At 50.1% G+C, this 16,455-nt stretch carries 11 protein-coding genes; 6 read left to right on the top strand and 5 right to left on the bottom strand.

Annotated features, from left to right (window positions below; translation table 11 throughout):
* Positions 1 to 16 precede the first annotated feature (16 nt).
* A complete protein-coding gene (locus tag ASG33_RS15560) occupies positions 17 to 436 on the bottom strand; it encodes a BLUF domain-containing protein (RefSeq protein WP_056287216.1) in 420 nt (139 codons plus the stop codon).
* 204 nt (positions 437 to 640) lie between these two features.
* Between ASG33_RS15560 and ASG33_RS15555 the strand changes: the two genes are divergently transcribed.
* Positions 641 to 3,103, top strand: coding sequence for a TonB-dependent receptor plug domain-containing protein (locus ASG33_RS15555; RefSeq protein WP_082489251.1), 2,463 nt, complete (start codon positions 641 to 643; stop codon positions 3,101 to 3,103).
* A gap of 11 nt (positions 3,104 to 3,114) precedes the next feature.
* A complete protein-coding gene (locus ASG33_RS15550) occupies positions 3,115 to 4,455 on the top strand; it encodes a hypothetical protein (protein WP_056287214.1) in 1,341 nt (446 codons plus the stop codon).
* A 75-nt stretch (positions 4,456 to 4,530) separates the two neighbouring features.
* Here ASG33_RS15550 and ASG33_RS15545 read toward each other — a convergent pair whose 3' ends face one another.
* Together ASG33_RS15545 and ASG33_RS15540 are read right to left on the bottom strand one after the other, a co-directional pair.
* Complete coding sequence (locus tag ASG33_RS15545) at positions 4,531 to 5,430, bottom strand: SDR family oxidoreductase (protein WP_056287212.1); 900 nt, start codon at positions 5,428 to 5,430, stop codon at positions 4,531 to 4,533.
* A 145-nt stretch (positions 5,431 to 5,575) separates the two neighbouring features.
* Positions 5,576 to 7,945 carry an ABC transporter permease gene (locus tag ASG33_RS15540; protein WP_056287209.1) on the bottom strand — a complete coding sequence of 790 codons (2,370 nt, stop codon included), beginning with the start codon at positions 7,943 to 7,945 and terminating at the stop codon, positions 5,576 to 5,578.
* A gap of 302 nt (positions 7,946 to 8,247) precedes the next feature.
* Here ASG33_RS15540 and ASG33_RS26225 point away from each other — a divergent pair, with 302 nt between their 5' ends.
* Complete coding sequence (locus ASG33_RS26225) at positions 8,248 to 9,411, top strand: ABC transporter permease (RefSeq protein WP_310589206.1); 1,164 nt, start codon at positions 8,248 to 8,250, stop codon at positions 9,409 to 9,411.
* A 5-nt stretch (positions 9,412 to 9,416) separates the two neighbouring features.
* Positions 9,417 to 10,643, top strand: coding sequence for an FtsX-like permease family protein (locus ASG33_RS26220; RefSeq protein WP_310589205.1), 1,227 nt, complete (start codon positions 9,417 to 9,419; stop codon positions 10,641 to 10,643).
* 8 nt (positions 10,644 to 10,651) lie between these two features.
* Here the strand turns inward: ASG33_RS26220 and ASG33_RS15530 are convergent, their stop codons facing one another.
* Positions 10,652 to 11,326 (bottom strand): response regulator transcription factor, encoded by a 675-nt coding sequence (locus ASG33_RS15530; protein WP_056287205.1) that lies wholly within the window; start codon positions 11,324 to 11,326, stop codon positions 10,652 to 10,654.
* A 3-nt stretch (positions 11,327 to 11,329) separates the two neighbouring features.
* A complete protein-coding gene (locus ASG33_RS15525) occupies positions 11,330 to 12,712 on the bottom strand; it encodes a cell wall metabolism sensor histidine kinase WalK (protein WP_229238660.1) in 1,383 nt (460 codons plus the stop codon).
* Positions 12,713 to 12,871: 159 nt separating this feature from the next.
* Between ASG33_RS15525 and ASG33_RS15520 the strand changes: the two genes are divergently transcribed.
* Both ASG33_RS15520 and ASG33_RS15515 read left to right on the top strand, forming a co-directional pair.
* Positions 12,872 to 13,645, top strand: coding sequence for a hypothetical protein (locus ASG33_RS15520; RefSeq protein WP_056287199.1), 774 nt, complete (start codon positions 12,872 to 12,874; stop codon positions 13,643 to 13,645).
* A gap of 3 nt (positions 13,646 to 13,648) precedes the next feature.
* Entirely contained in the window at positions 13,649 to 16,435 is a 2,787-nt protein-coding gene (locus ASG33_RS15515; RefSeq protein ID WP_056287196.1) for a TonB-dependent receptor, read from the top strand.
* The last annotated feature ends 20 nt before the right edge of the window (positions 16,436 to 16,455 follow it).

Below are 16,455 nucleotides of genomic sequence, written 5' to 3'. Positions count from 1 at the left end.
CGGAATTGGAAAGCTTTCAATTCCGGTGATTGTTACGGAAAAAGGTTTGCAGCAGCGACAGGATCTTGTTTTCTGAATGTTGGTCGATGTACGGATTATTTACAAACAGAAGCTGATCCTTCAACTCGTCCATATTCCGGGTATTGGTTGTAATGTACCCCATAGACCATTTTTCAAACGATCTCGCATTTACCTCGCCCTGAAAAAGCGTGATCACCTGCGTGTGGCGCGCATCATTTTTAATTTTGTCAAATAACGGAGTCACAGTATCCTTCGGTCCTTCGAGGACTTGAATGATACTGCCGTTACAATACAGCAATGCACCCGTAATATCCAGCGAAGCATTGTTCTTCCGGCTTTGTTCGAGTATTGCACCTAACTCCGGCTCGTCTGCGAGCGTCTTCGCTGAACTCAAATAAACTATGGAGTGAATCATGAAGTAGTTTGTAGAATAATATGTCACCTAAGGTAAGATAAAGTTTTGTAGGCAACATTCGTACCAATGCTTTATTGACCGCAATGCACATCAGCGCGGGCATTGCTGCATTACTCCCTCTCGCGTCATTACCATTCCCTTAAACGTCATTTTTGCTGTTTAGCGGCACCTATATTTGCACTCAATATAATTAGTCTAAATAAGGTGCAACTAAATTTACTCTTCACGGCATTACTTACCCTGCTACATATCACGTCCGCTGCACAGACTGCACCGAAAACGGCAACGATCAAGGGCACAGTAAAGGATGATAAAGGTTCGGTGATCAGCTTCGTGACGGTCCGCATTGACGGTACCAGCATTGCTACTTTCTCTGAGACCGATGGTACGTTCCAGCTGAAAGAGGTGCCTTACGGAAACCGGGATCTTGTGATCACATCCGTTGAGATCAAATCAAAAACAACGAAAATCCACGTTCACAAGCCTCTGCACGAGATTAACCCGGTGGTAACGCGGACTGCCCTGGACCTCAATGAAGTTCAGATCGTTCAAAAAACCGAAAAGAAGGAAATCGAAACGACGGGCTTTGCCGTGGCAGTCATTGAAACCAAGGAAGCCTCCCTACGCAACCTGACCACCAACGAGCTGCTCGACCGGGCCGTGGGGGTGCGTGTTCGTCAGAATGGCGGTATTGGCTCGCGGGTTGAGTACAACCTCAATGGAATGTCGGGCAGCGCTGTGGGGATTTTTCTTGACGGGATCGAAATATCCACTTACGGGTCTTCCTTCAATCTGAACAACATTCCGCCGGCAATGATCGAACGCATTGAAGTATACAAAGGAGTACTACCCTCCCACCTCACAGGCGATTACGTGGGCGGCGCAATCAACGTGGTGTTGAAAAAAGATGCTTCGCAGAACAACATCACGGCCGCTGTGGCTTACGGTTCGTTCAATACATTCCAATCTGACATTTCAGGGATTTACCGTAATAAACAAACCGGCTTCACGACGAGGGCTTCGGGATTTTATACGTATACAGATAATAGTTACACTACCTGGGGCAAGTTTTCCAAGTTTGTACATCCGGACAGAACATTGGAGCGCTATTATCGCGCCAGGAGGTTCAACAATCAGTACAAATCCATCGGGGGGCGGTTTGAAGTCGGGTTTACCAATGTAAAATGGGCTGACCAGTTCTTCCTAGGCTACAATGTCTCAGACACTTACAGCGAAATACCGCATGGAACTACCATGGCGCGGCCTTATGTGGGCAGGTTTGGCGAGTACAGCGCCAATGTCGTGAGCCTGAACTACAACAAAAATAACTTCCTGGTGAAGGGATTGGCTGTCAATGTGAATGCGGTAAGAAGTTACCGGAGCACTTACGTGCAGGACACGGTCGGGCAGGTTTACAACTGGGACGGAAACCCTAGAATGCTGATCAGAAACGGGCAGATCGTGCCGGTCCCGCCAACGCCGGGAATGGGACAGCAGGGCGAAAAGAGCATTGTGGAAGTGAACCGGCAAATCACCAACATGCGGACCAACCTGGGTTACACGCTTTTCCCCGGTCACCGCATTTCCCTGAACCACAAGCTGGAAACGACCGACAGGGACGACAATGACCTGCTTAATCCTGAGAAGAAGGAAATGGTAACGGTAAGCAGCGTGATGAATAACATCCTCGCGATGAACTACGAAGCCCAGTTTTTTAACGATAAACTAAAAACCAACCTGCTCGGAAAATACACTTCCAACAGGACCATTCAAACACGGCCGGAGCTGGTGGAACAAGACGGCGTGAATGTGGTGAACAGGGTACAGAACAAGACTGTATACCACAACAAAGGCTATGGGGCGACGGTATCTTACAATGTATTTTCCAAAATGCATATCATCGGATCGACGCAAAACGCCTATGTGGCAGCGACTGAAAACCAGCTTTACGGTGATCCTGAGAACAATATCCTTGAAAGTCCCGGCCTGATACCTGAAAAGAATGTGAACTACAATCTGGGTTTCCGGCACGGGCCGGTTCAGCTGGGCAAACACAAGATTACACTTTACGCCAGCGCATTCTGGCGCAACGGTTTCGACAAAATCACCCAACAGGCTGTGGAAGACCAGATCGTGCCGGGCCGGGAAAGTGATGCCGATATTCAGGTGACCAAGTTCGTCAACCTGGGCAGGACACAGTCGCGGGGATTTGAGGGTGAGATCATCTATGTGTATGACAATCGCCTGAATGCGCTCTTCAACTTTTCCAAGTTCAATACGCTGTTCAAGCAAAAGTTCGACCCGAAAGGCAAGCCGCACGACCTCTACAATTTGCAACTGCCCAACGAGCCTTTCTTCACCATGAACGGAAGTGTGCAGTACCGACTGAACGATAAAATTCAGAAAAGATCAATCCTCAATATCTACTATAACACAGGCTTTGTCGCTCCATTCCGGACCGTTTGGATGGAATCTGAGTGGTTTACGACGCCCACGCAGTTCTACCACGACTTAGGCGCGAGCTACCGGTTCCCGAATGGAAAGATGGTGGCCAGCTTCGATCTGAAGAACATTTTCAATGCAGAGATGTACGACAATTTCGGAGTGCAAAAGCCCGGTAGAAGCATTTCAGTTAAGTTAAATTATACAATCAGTAAATTTTTATAATCCCTTTTAAGATGAAAAAAAATCTGTTAAGTGCTGTGATACTAGGGTTTGCGCTGACGCTTTCGGGCTGTAAAGAGGACGTTACAGATCCGGATGGAGGCGGCGGCGAAACGCCGGCTGCAAGAGAATTCGTTTCACTCACAGCCTCGATCCCGGATGAAGCCGGAACAGCTGGTAACGGGGGTACAATGGCATATGCGATCACCCACGCACAGGCAATCGACCCCAACTTTTCGATCAATATTTACCAGAACGGATTTGGGTTAAGATCAGCGCGTACTGCCCGCGTGCAGGCTTCCGAAAACGGGACCGAACTGTACAACATTCAGTATACCGGCGAGGACGGCGGTGTTTTCAATAAATACCTTGTAAAAGGCGGCAAGGATTACCAGGATACAGGCAATGAACTGGACTTGTCGGACATCATCGGGACTTCTCCGCGCTGGACGAAAGCGGCTGAGAACATTGGTATCGGCGTGCATTTGACAGGGAGTACGACGGTAACGGAGGGTGCCGCTCCCAACCATATTTTTAAATATACGAGGGGAAAAGTAAGGATCGCAGTAATCGATCTGGAAACAGCGAGGGTACCTAACTCCACTGAATTTGACTTCCCGCTCCCGGCAGAACTGGAAGCGCAGGGTTACTCGGTAGGACGCATTGATGTGCCGGTTTTGAATGAGGATAAGTCCAAAATTTTCATTGGTTGCAATGTGAGCAAAATTGACCCGACCAAATTGTCTTACAATGCAAGCGGCGCGCCGGTTTGGGCCAATGACGCCGAAAACAGAACAATTGGAACTACCACGCTGGTGGTAGATTATCCTTCATTGCAGAATCCCAAACTGATTTATTCGACCCTTTCGAAAACGAACAACCATTCCTACCGCACCATGACGCAGTATGTAGGAAATGATGGTCACATTTATCAGGCTACTGCAACAGGCGGAAAGGACATTTTACGCATCAACAAAAGCACAAACGATTACGACAGCGGCTACCATTTCAATCTGGATGCAGCGCTTAACCTGACAGATACGCGCATTCAGGCTTGGAGGTACATTCAGGACGGGATTGGTCTGGTACTGTATAACATCGCAGGCGCAGGCGGCTACATTGCCCTGATCGACCTGAATGCAAAAACTGCAACCAAGATCAGCAACGATTACGAAGCGGGACTGGACTTCGGTCAGTATCAGAACCTGGCTGTGAGCGGAGATTACGTTTACGTACCGCTTACCCCCACAGGCGCAGCAGGTAAATTGTACGTGATCAACTGGAAAACGAAGGAAGTGATTAAAGGAGCCACATTAACAGGTCAGTCGGGATCGAGCTACCTGGGTTCATATTAACAGATTGCAGCTTACGAATGCAACAAAAAGGCCTGCTGGTGACTCACCGGCAGGCCTTTTTGTTGCATTGAAAAATCAGGGATGACCACTGCCACCAGCAGCGCCATAGATCTGCCCAGTAGAATAGCTCGCGCTTCCGTCGGCAAGCTGCACGTATATGGAAGCCAGCTCAGCCGGTTGGCCTGGTCTGCCCAGTGGTGTAGCCTGACCAAATTCGACGATCTTATCCTGTGGCTGTCCTCCGCTCACCTGCAATGGAGTCCAAACCGGCCCCGGCGCAACGCCGTTGACGCGGATACCCTTGGGTCCCAGCTGCTTGGCGAGTGATTTCACAAAAGCGACGTTTGCTGCTTTTGTCTGCGCGTAGTCGAACAGATTTTCCGAAGGATCGTAAGCCTGGACAGAAGAAGTTGCAATGATCACCGAGCCTGCGCCGAGGTGCGGCAAAGCGGCCTTGGTAATCCAGAATGGAGCATATATGTTGGTTTTGATCGTAGCGTCGAAACCTTCCGACGAAATGTCAAGCAGCGACTCGACAGCCTGCTGATGCCCGGCATTGTTGACCAGGATATCCAGTCCGCCCAGCTTCTGCACAGCCTGCGCTACCAGCTCCTGACAAAACGATTCAGTCGTAATATCTCCGGGAATACCAAAGCCTTTCCTACCCTCCGCCTCGATCAGCGCGATCACCTCGTCGGCGTCGGATTGTTCGTCAGGAAGGTAATTGATGACCACATCAGCGCCTTCTCTCGCATAAGCAATGGCAGCTGCACGCCCGATACCGGAGTCACCGCCGGTAATCAGCGCCTTTCTGCCCACCAGTCTTCCTGCACCTTTATAGCTTTCTTCACCGTGATCAGGTTTGGGGTCCATTTTGGACGCAAGTCCGGGTACCTGTTGCGGTTGTTTGTTAAATGGCGGTTTCGGATATTTTTCTACCGGATTTTGAAGCGATACATTGATTGTCTCAGACATGTTGATGAAATTATATTAAGAAAATAATTACACAGGCCAGCGAACCAGCCTGTTTTAACATCTTCTAATAAAACTTTGCCAACCATTAATCCGAACCGGATATTACGCCCGCCAAAATTTCGGGAGGAATGCGCAATCAATCCCATTATTCACTCCTGAGAGACCTAATGGGGTTCATCAGTGCTGCTTTGATACTTTGGAAGCTGATGGTTAAAACGGCGATCAGTACGGACAGCAAACCTGCCAGAACAAACATCCACCATTCGATATCGATCTTGTAAGCAAAACTTTGCAGCCACTTGCTCATCAGCCACCAGGCAACAGGAGAAGCGAGCAGGATGGCAATCGCGACCAGTTTCAGGAAGTCTTTGGATAACAGTCCCACAATCCCGGCCACCGAGGCGCCGAGCACCTTCCGCACGCCGATCTCCTTGGTACGCTGCTCGGCAGTGAATGTCGCCAGCCCGAATAATCCCAGACAAGAAATGAAGATCGCCAGGAATGCAAAATAGCTCGACAGCTTGCTTACCACCTGCTCACTCTGATATTGCCGCGCGTATGCCTCATCAGTGAACGAATACGTGAACGGAAATTTGGGATTGAGCTGTTTGCAAAGCCGCTCCATTGCGGCGATCGCCTCCGTCGTTTTCCCGGCTTCAATGCGGATAATTGCATTCCCAGAAACCCTGTTTGCACCAAGATATGCGATCAGCGGGCGAATGCTGGTGTGCAGTGATTGAAAGTGGAAATCTTTTAAAATACCAACAATATGACCTTTCCTGCCTCCCCAACTCAATTCTCGGCCGATGGGGTCTTTGTACCCGATTACTTTGAGCGCCGCTTCATTGATCAGGAAACCCGATGAGTCTGTCGGGAATTGTTTTGAAAAATCGCGTCCCTCGGCCACCTGCAGGTTCATTGTTTTGACAAAATCATAACCTACTCCTACCGGCGTAAACCGTACCTTATTACCTGGATCGCTCCCCAGCCACGTGATCCCCTCTGTCCCTGAACCATTGGAGGCAGGCGATTCTGTCATGTGGGATACTTCTTTGATGCTCGGGATATCCAGCAGCGCGTCGTGGAGTAAGTGATAGTTTTTAGCCAAATCACCATCCAATGGGAAATAAATGAGGTTTTCGCGATCGTAGCCCAGGTTTTTGGTTTGTACAAACTCCACCTGTCTGTAAATAATGATCATTCCCACGATCATAATAATCGATAAACCGAACTGAAATACGACCAATCCCTGTCTCAGGAAAATGGATTTCATGTCGAATCTCAATGTGCCTTTCAATACGCGGACCGGACTGAGCGAAGACAGGAAAAAGGCGGGATAACTCCCGGCAACCAGCCCGGTAACCACAAGCAAACCTGCCAGTGCTCCCCAAAATGCAGGCTCCCGGAAGGGCAGCGTGATCTGCTTCTCTGTAAGGTTATTGAATGCAGGCAATGCGAGCGCAACCAGCAAAACGGCCAGCAGCACAGAAAAGACCGTCAGCAAAATCGCCTCGCCCATAAACTGCCCCACGAGCATGGAACGCATTGCGCCCACTACTTTACGCACGCCCACTTCCTTCGCGCGCTTCGCCGAACGCGCGGTGGCCAGGTTCATGAAATTAATGCAGGCAATAAGCAGGATAAAAACCGCCACAAAGCTGAACAGACGCACATATTCAATGCGCCCGCCGTCCATTTTTGCGTCTTTGATATTGCTGTTCAGGTAGTACTCGTGAATTGGCTGCATAGCCAGCTGCGTTTTAAAACTCTTGCCCGGGTCACGGTTATATTTATCCAAAAGGTGGGTGAGCTTGGCTTCCACTTTGGCAGGATCAGCATCCGGACGGAGCATAAAAAAGGTCAGCGGGTCGGTGGTACCCCAGTCTTTGGCCCAATCATTATCGGCCACAAAACCGTCCCAATTTTGAAGGCAGTCGAATTTCAATGTGCTGTTTCCGGGTATGTTTTCAAAAACGGCGCTGACCATGAGATCTTTCCGGTTATCGAGCCGGATTGCCTTGCCCATCGCCGCCTCCGGGCTCCCGAAGAAAGTAATGGCCATATTCCTGGAAATCGCCAGGTTGTTCGGGTCTTTCAAGGCTGCATCAGGCGTTCCCTGCAAGAGCTGAAAGCTGAACATTTTGAAAAAATCGGCACTGACTGCATTGGTAAGCTGTTTGTTGATCTTATCGCCTACCGAAAAGGTCTGGTTACTGGCCCATTCAAATGGCGTTGAAAGTTGTATTTCAGGCACCGATTTCTTCAACTCCTCTGCCAGCGGACCGGGTGTCCAGATCACACCCTGGATTTTTCCGCTGAAATATTCCTTCATATAGATCCGGTACAACTGCCTTTTATTAGCGTGGAAAGCGTCAACGCTCAATTCGTCTTTGATCCAGAGCATGATCATCAGGCTGCAAGTCATTCCCAATGCAAGACCAAGCACATTAATGCCTGAGAAAGTCTTGCTGCGGGCAAGGTTGCGGAAGGCGATCTTGAAGTAATTGCGTAGCATATTGGAGCGGGTTAAAGAAGAATGGGTACTCACACGGAGATTTCGCCTATGTGACCAATTAAATGCCGTGCCATTTTTCGAATGCACTTTAAACCGCTGTTAGCAAGCTCGTTTGACCGATGTTCCAATGCAAACCGGCCTCTGCATTGTTCACAACCGGACGCGATGCTGTGCACTAGCGGACATTCTATAAATACAAACCGGGGTTTATGCGTCTTCCGGGCACATCGCGGAAATGGTAAGGTATTTGCCGGGATTCAATGGTAAATTGCTTGAACATAAAGAACCTAACCCTGATCAATATGCTACATAACTACATCAAAGTCGCATTTCGAAACCTCGCTAAAAACAGCACGTATTCCGCGATCAACATCGCCGGTTTGTCCATTGGTATGACGACGGTCATCCTGATCAGCCTTTGGATGTGGGACGAGCTTTCGTACAACAAATACCACCAAAACTATGACCGCATTGCGCGCGTCATGCAACATCAAACCTACAACGGTACCACCACTACCACGCAGGCAACTCCCCTGCCGATGCGGGAGGCGCTGGCCAATGAACATGCCAGCGAATTCAGCCGCATTGCCTCCTCTTCATGGACCGAGGACCACATACTGGCTGTCGGGGACAAGAAAATTTCCAGAAAAGGAAACTGCGTGGAACCCGACTTTACCGCAATGATGTCACTCAGGATCACCAAAGGCACAGCAAACGGCCTTAAAGATCCCTCCTCCACCCTGCTCTCCGAGTCGGTGGCTAAGGCGCTGTTTGGTGATGAAGATCCCATTAACAAGTCTGTCAGGATTGACAACAAACGCTTTTTCAAGGTGACCGGCATTTATGCGGACATTCCTTTCGATACCGAGTTCCGCGAAGTGTCTTTTCTGCTGCCCTGGAAATACTTTGTAGAGGAAGAGCCCTGGGTCAAACGCTCCGAAACCAATTGGGGCAATAACTCATTTTTGTTGCTCGTACAAATTGCGCCACATACCAGCTTTGAGCAGGTAAGCGCCAAAATCGAGAAAATCAAAGCGCGTCACGCCAAAGAAGAAGCGAGATTTGATCCAAAAGCATTCCTGCACCCCATGAGCCGCTGGCATCTTTATTCGGAATGGGAAAATGGCGTGGCAGTCCGGGGACAGATTCAGTTTGTCTGGCTTTTCGGCATTATCGGCTTGTTTGTGCTGCTGCTTGCCTGCATCAATTTTATGAATTTATCGACCGCACGATCGCAAAAACGCGCGAAGGAAGTGGGTATCCGCAAGGCAGTAGGCTCGCTCCGCAGCCAGCTCATTGCCCAGTTTTTTAGCGAGTCCATGATGGTCGCTGTATTTGCATTTGTACTTGCGTTGCTGCTGGTGCAGCTGCTACTGCCGTGGTTTAACCAGGTTTCAGATAAACAGATCAGCTTTCCTGGGACAATGCAGTCAGTTGGCTCCCCGGACTGGGCTTTGCATTGTTAAGCGGTTTGCTTGCCGGAAGTTACCCGGCCTTGTACCTGTCGGGATTCCAGCCGGTGAAGGTGCTTACCGGTGCCGGCTCATCCTTGCTGGTCCGCGCAGGGAAGTTTGCGGCTATCCCGCGACAAACGCTGGTCGTCATTCAGTTTACCGTATCAGTGACACTGGTGATTGGCACGCTGGTGGTGTTGCGGCAGATCGATTATGCCAAAAACAGGCCCACAGGCTTTGACCGCTCAGGATTGCTATCTGTGGCAATCAATACGCCCGATCTGCAAAAACACGCTTCGGCACTCCGCCAGGAACTACTGCAAACCGGTGCGGTCATGAATGTAGCGAAGTCATCGAGTCCGGCATCCGAAGTATGGAGCAGTGACGCGAGTTTCAACTGGCCGGGTAAAGATCCTGATCAGCTCGGCGATCTCGGAACCGTGGGCATTACCCCCGAATACGGCGAAACCATCAACTGGCAAATCAAGGAAGGCCGCGACTTCTCCACCGACTTTTCCTCTGACCGCCTTGGCATGGTAGTAAATGAAAGCGCCGTTCAGTTTATGGGGCTCAAAAAGGCGGTAGGTACTAATGTGCAGTGGAATGGCGATCAATATACCATTGTGGGTGTCATCAACGACGTGATTACCGGCTCACCGTTCATGCCTATCCAGCCCACGGTTTTTATGTTAAAAGAAGACTGGACCTCTTTCATCCACATCAGGCTTAATCCTGATCTCAATGCAAGGGACGCACTTGCCAAACTTGAACCTGTTTTCAGGAAATACAATCCGGGAAGTCCGTTTGAATACAAGTTTGCCAGCGAGGAATACAAACGAAAGTTTTATGCAGAAGAAAGGATTGGCCAGCTCTCCACCACGTTTGCGTCACTGGCCATTTTCATCAGCTGCCTGGGTCTTTTTGGTTTAGCCTCCTTTTTCGCGGAACAACGGCAGAAAGAAATCGGCATTCGCAAGGTACTGGGCGCTTCGATAGCCGACCTTTGGCGGATGCTGACCAGGGATTTCGTGATTTTGGTATTGATCTCCTGCCTGCTTGCCACGCCGGTTGCCTACTACCTGATGCGCGACTGGCTGCAACAATATACTTATCAGACGAGCCTGTCCTGGTGGATTTTCGCAGCTGCGATCATGGGCGCAATGGCGATTACATTGCTCACCGTGAGCTTTCAGGCGATCAGGGCTGCATTGCTTGATCCCGTAAAATCTTTGAAAAACGATTAGTCGGCTGGTCAGACTATCAACTTATACCCGATTCCGCGGATGTTAACAATCTGAATTTGCGGGTCTTCTTTAAGGTAGCGGCGCAGCCTGGTGATGAAAACATCCAGGCTGCGTCCATTGAAGAAGGAATCGTCGCCCCAAAGCTCCAGAAGCACCACATTCTTTTTCAGCACCTGGTTACGGAGCTGGTACAAACGGCGCAGCAGCTCTGCTTCCCTGTGCGACAATGCAATATCGTGTCCGTCAATTGACAGGCGCTGCCTGGCCGGGTAGAAAGTGTACCTGCCAATATTAAAATGCGCATCATGCTCCTTTGCAGCGTTTCTTGGCCGGAGCAGTGCCTGAATGCGCACAACTAGCTCGTCGAGGCTGAAAGGCTTTTTGAGGTAATCATTCCCGCCCAGCTCAAAGCCTCTCACGACATCGGAAGTTTGCGAGCGCGCCGTCAGGAATATAATGGGTATATCCCGATCCTGCCTGCAGATGTGCTCGGCCATTGTAAAACCATCCATATCCGGCATCATCACATCTGCTACTATGATATCGGGCCGGTGCTCGGCAAACAGTAACAAACCGGCGCTTCCGCTTTCCGCATAAAAAACGGTGAAGCCACGGTAGATCAGACTGTCTTTCACGATCATACCCAATGCGGCTTCGTCTTCGATCAGCAGGACTTTTGACATTGTCTAAAATTTAAGGATAAACTCACTTCCCCTGCCCGGTTCGCTTACCAGCTCAATCCGGCCGCCATGCCGCTCCACAACCTGTCTGACATAAGCGAGCCCCAGCCCAAAGCCTTTCACCGTATGCAGATCGCCTGTGGGCACCCGGAAAAAGCGGTCGAAAACTGCCTGCTGGTAATGTCTAGCAATGCCGATCCCATTGTCAGCCACCGAAAGCTGCCAGTGATCACCTTCTTTTTTGTATTTAAAGTCAATTTGCACCTGATCATTCGAGTACTTAACGGCATTATCGACCAGGTTGCTCAGCACATTGCCAAAGTGCATTCTGTCGACTGATATTACATCGTGGTCGCTGACATCCTGATTGAAATGCACGGGCTTTGCGGCATTCAATGCATAAGCTGCTGTGATCTCACTGATCAGTTCGCGGAGGTTAACCGGCTCGCGGTGCAGTTGCAGCTCCTGCTTGTCTTCCACAGCGAGATGAAGCACTTTCTCCACCAGCTCCGACAAGCGCCCGAGGTTGTTATAGGAAATCGAAAGGTAGTTTTTTGTCTTTTCAGGATTGTCAAGCACGCCGTAATTCATCATCGCTTCCACGGCGGCGGTTACCGTCGCAATGGGCGTTTTCAGCTCGTGGGTCATGTTGTTGATGAAATCGCTTTTGATCTCCGAGAGCCGCTTTTGTTTCAGGATAGTCTGCAACATATAAATAAAGCAGCCGCTGGTGAGTGTCAACAGCACAAAGCTCGCCGCCAGCAAGCCGCCCATTTTTTTGAACAAATAAAAAAACGGCATATCGAATGTAGCCTGCACAAACAGGTTTTTGACAGGATTAATGGGAACGGGGAATGTTTTAAACTGATTTGCTGCATTCAGTCTACCCGTTTCCTTATCAATAAAAATGGAGTTACTGCCCGAAACCTGGGGTACAATACGCAGTGTATCGATCAGAAATGCAGCCTGTATGCCGCGCTCACGCAGTTCGTACCGGTATGCCCTGAACAATTTCCGCTTGTCAATCTGATCGCCCTCAGCCCAGCCCATCACCAGCATTCTGGAAATCCGGTCGGCCAATTTATCGCCCGGAGCTATGCTTTTCTCCTCCCCGCTCTCCGACCGGATATACAATCTGGCCTGCGCATCCGGGCCTGACTGAAACTTGCGAACGATCATCCGGGGCTGCGAGGTTGGCGGCGGGCCCGGTGCGCCGGGCTTCTGTCCGCTACGACCGAAGAGCGCATCCGCGCGCGTGATCTGCTCCCTTTCCACCACCCGGAACAAGGCTTCCTGTACGGTGTCCTTAAACTGCGACCGGTGCAGCCGGTAGTTTGTCAACAGCCAGTAGCCTTGAAATACATTGATCGCTACAATGCAAGTGGTCATTAACCAGAAAATGAATCTGATACGGGAGCTGCTCATGTTACAAAGCTACATTGCGGCACGCACGATTGGCGCGGCTGTAACACTATTTAACACTAAATAGCAGTGCCTAACATAGCTTCTGTTCAATTTTGAATCGTCAAATCAAAACAGGAAAATGCTATGAAAATCACAATTCTGCTGGCCGCATTGTGGCTGGCCGCCGGGCAGGCTTATGCACAGTTTTCAGGACAGATCAGCTACGAGATCGTTCGCAAAATTGACCCTTCGCAATTAAGGATGGTTATCAATGGAGAACCCGTAAAACCCGGCGACCCCAACTTCCCGACAGACCTTCCCGACTCGCGCACTTTTGGACAGAAATCTTACTTTTCGGGGAATTATGTCAAAGAGGTTTTAGACGATCAGAATACAATTGTCAGCCGGGTTTCGGCAAATGGCGGTCCCGGCCGCACGATCAACCTCGGCCGCCCATTCGATGAATACAAGCTGGTAGACCAGGAAGGCAGTAAAATCGTCACTTTTTTGACGATGAAGGGCCCGGAATCAAAAAGCTACCAAACTGAAACGCCCATTGAACGCGCATCCGGCTGGCAGGTCACAGGTGAGACAAAGAAAATAGCAGGTTACCCTTGTAAAAAGGCCGTTGTAAAATTGAAAAACGAACCCTGCTCAGTGTGGTTTACCGAAGCGCTTCCCGTCACCTACTCGCCTGTGCATGAGCTTACACCGGAGAAGGGCGTTGTGTTGCTGATTGAAGGTACCCGCGAACAGTTCAGGGCGGTGAAGGTGCAATCGGGCGATGTAAGCGACAAAGATGTGGCACCGCAGCCAGACGCTCAGCCTGTTTCCAAAGAAGAACTGAACGACATTCGTGAAAAGGCGCTGGCCGACTTCCGTCAGCAGAAAATGATGCCCGGAGACGGCGGGAGATAACCTATGAAATTCGCATTCCTATTAGCCATGATCCTGACCTGCTTCACCGCCTCGGGACAGAAGTCAGCTGTCCGGGCGGAAGTGTCGGGAACCATTCTTGACTCGATCAGCCAAAAACCTTTGCGTACGGCGTCGGTATCACTGCTCACACAAAGCGATTCCGCCTATGTTACCGCGGGCATTACCGATGGCGCCGGCCATTTTAAACTTAAAAATGTGGCCGCAGGCAGCTATCGGTTGCTGGTAACGTTTATAGGGTATCGTAACAAATCTGTGCTCTTTGAAGTAGCAGCGCAGAATGTGCGGCTCGATACATTATGGATGACCGAGCAGGGTACCGATTTGCAGGAAGTGGTCATCAAACAGGAAGCCCCTCCGGTATCGGTGAAGGGAGATACGGTGCAGTTCAATGCAGACGCATTCAAAACCGAGCCGAATGCACAGGTGGAAGAATTGCTCAAAAAGTTACCCGGCGTGGAAGTCTCGCGCGACGGACAGATTAAAAGCAATGGACAGGCTGTGCGCAGGGTGTTCGTGGACGGGAAACCGTTTTTCGGCGACGATCCCAAAATGGCGACACGTAACCTGCCCGCGGGCATTGTAGATAAGGTACAGGTTTACGACCAGTCTTCTGACCAGTCGCAATTTTCAGGGATCGATGACGGTAACCGCGAGCGCACGATCAATATCACTATCAAGAAAGACAAAGGGAAAGGTTATTTTGGCCAGAATGCGATTGGGGCCGGCCGGAATACCGAATTGAATGCAATGCGCTACCAGGGAAAGCTGAGCCTCAACAGGTTCAACAACCGCAATGGAGGACCGGGCAGGCAGATATCACTGGTAGGTGAAGCCAATAACCTGAACCGGCAGAACTTTTCGCTCGGTGACGGAAGTCTGCCCGGCGGGGGAATGGGCGGGCCGATGTTCACAGGCCAGCCAGGGTCTTTTGGGGACGAGGACGGCCAGGGTCCGGCGAATATGACCGAAGTTCGGGCAGGCGGCTTCAACTATCGGGCTGAGGGTGAAAAAGTGCGTTATGGAAAGCGGGCGGAGATTTCTGCAAGCTATTTTGCCAATCAGGCGATCACGACCACGGACCAGGAAAGCCGGCGTGAATACATTTTGCCGGGGCAGTCGTTTGTAGCGGACCAATCCAGCTACAACAGGAACAAGGCTTTTAACCAGCGTTTTGCGGGCAGGTTCGAGTTTCAGCTGGATTCACTGACAAGTCTCCGCTTCACACCTCATTTTTCGTGGCAAAAGGTCCGGTACCAAAGTGATGTACTGAATGCTGCGAATACAAAGGCAGGAGATTCGCTGAATGCCGGAGAGACGCATTACCGCTCGTCGGGGAACGGAATGAACGGGTACAACAACCTGATACTGATGCACAAATTCGCAAAACAGGGCCGCACATTTTCCGCTAACCTGAACACGGTCTTGGCTGACGGAAAAACCACCGGCTACAACCAGTCGCGGAACATGTTTTACGATTCAGCCGTTATTGAAAAACTTTCCGACCATATCGATCAGCAAAACAGGCAGAGCAGCTTTTCGGCACAAAACAACCTGAATATCTCCTATACCGAGCCGCTTTCATTTCGCCAGAAACTGGAAGTAAGGTATGCGCTGATCAATCATCAAAACCGGCAGTCGCGGTTTGTTTTTGATAAAAATGAGGAAACAAACAGCTATTCTGTTGCCGATTCAATGCTTACCAACCGGTTTGCGGGTACGTTTGCGGCGCACAAAGCCGGCGCCACATTACAAACGCAGCGACTCCGGTTCAGCTACACGCTGGGCATCGATGTACAAAGCGCGCGTCAGGTCTCTGACAATCTTTCGCAGGAATCGCGCATTGACAAAAGCTATTTCCATTGGCTGCCTAACGGATTGTTCAGCTATACCTTCCCGGGCAACCGGCGTGCACGGCTGCAATATCGCACGCGCATTGCGCCAGCAAGCATCACGCAGTTGCAGCCTGTTGTTGACAATACCAATCCACTGGATGTAAAAAGCGGTAATCCTGCGCTTCTGCCAGAGTTCTTTAACACACTTACATTGACCTACAACAGCTCAGACAATAGCGGCGACCGCAGCCTTTTTCTTTTCGCCAACCTCAATCAGAGCAACAGCCGGATCAACAATGCCATGTCGATCAGCGAAAATGGAGCCAGGTTTTCGATACCGATTAACACGCATGGTTTCTGGGCGCTGAACAGTTTTCTGTCGTGGAGCAGAAATATGAATCCATTGAAATTGAACCTGACACTGAATTCTCAGGTGAATATGTCGGGAAGTAAAAGTTTGATAAACAACCTCGAAAACCGGGCGAATACCACTTTGCTCAGTCAGGGAATACGCATTCAAAGCGCATTTAATGGTAAAATCGACTATGGATTGGGCGCGCGGATTAGTTACCAGCAGGCCCGGTACTCTCTTTTGCGTGAGCAGAATACGCATTACTGGTCACAGTACCTCACAGCAGATTTCCATTGGCAGCTGCCTTTTCAATTCACATTCAGTTCAGACCTGACCTACAACGGGACGACGGGACGCGCCCGCGGCTTCAACCAGCAGTTCACGCTCTGGAACGCAGCATTGTCCAGGCAGTTTTTGAAGGGCAAACAGGGAGAAGTGAAGTTGCATATTTTCGACATACTCAACCAAAACCGCAGCCTGACGCGCAACACCACCGAGACCTACATAGAAGATGTCCGGAGTATAGTTTTAAAGCGCTATTTCCTGGTGAGTTTCGTATACAATCTTCGGAAGTTCGGGATTTGACATTATTTTGATTTTCGTAC

Source organism: Dyadobacter sp. Leaf189, assembly GCF_001424405.1.
Taxonomy (GTDB): domain Bacteria; phylum Bacteroidota; class Bacteroidia; order Cytophagales; family Spirosomataceae; genus Dyadobacter.
Note: the sequence above shows the minus strand (reverse complement) of the source record. Positions and strands in the feature narration are given on the sequence as shown.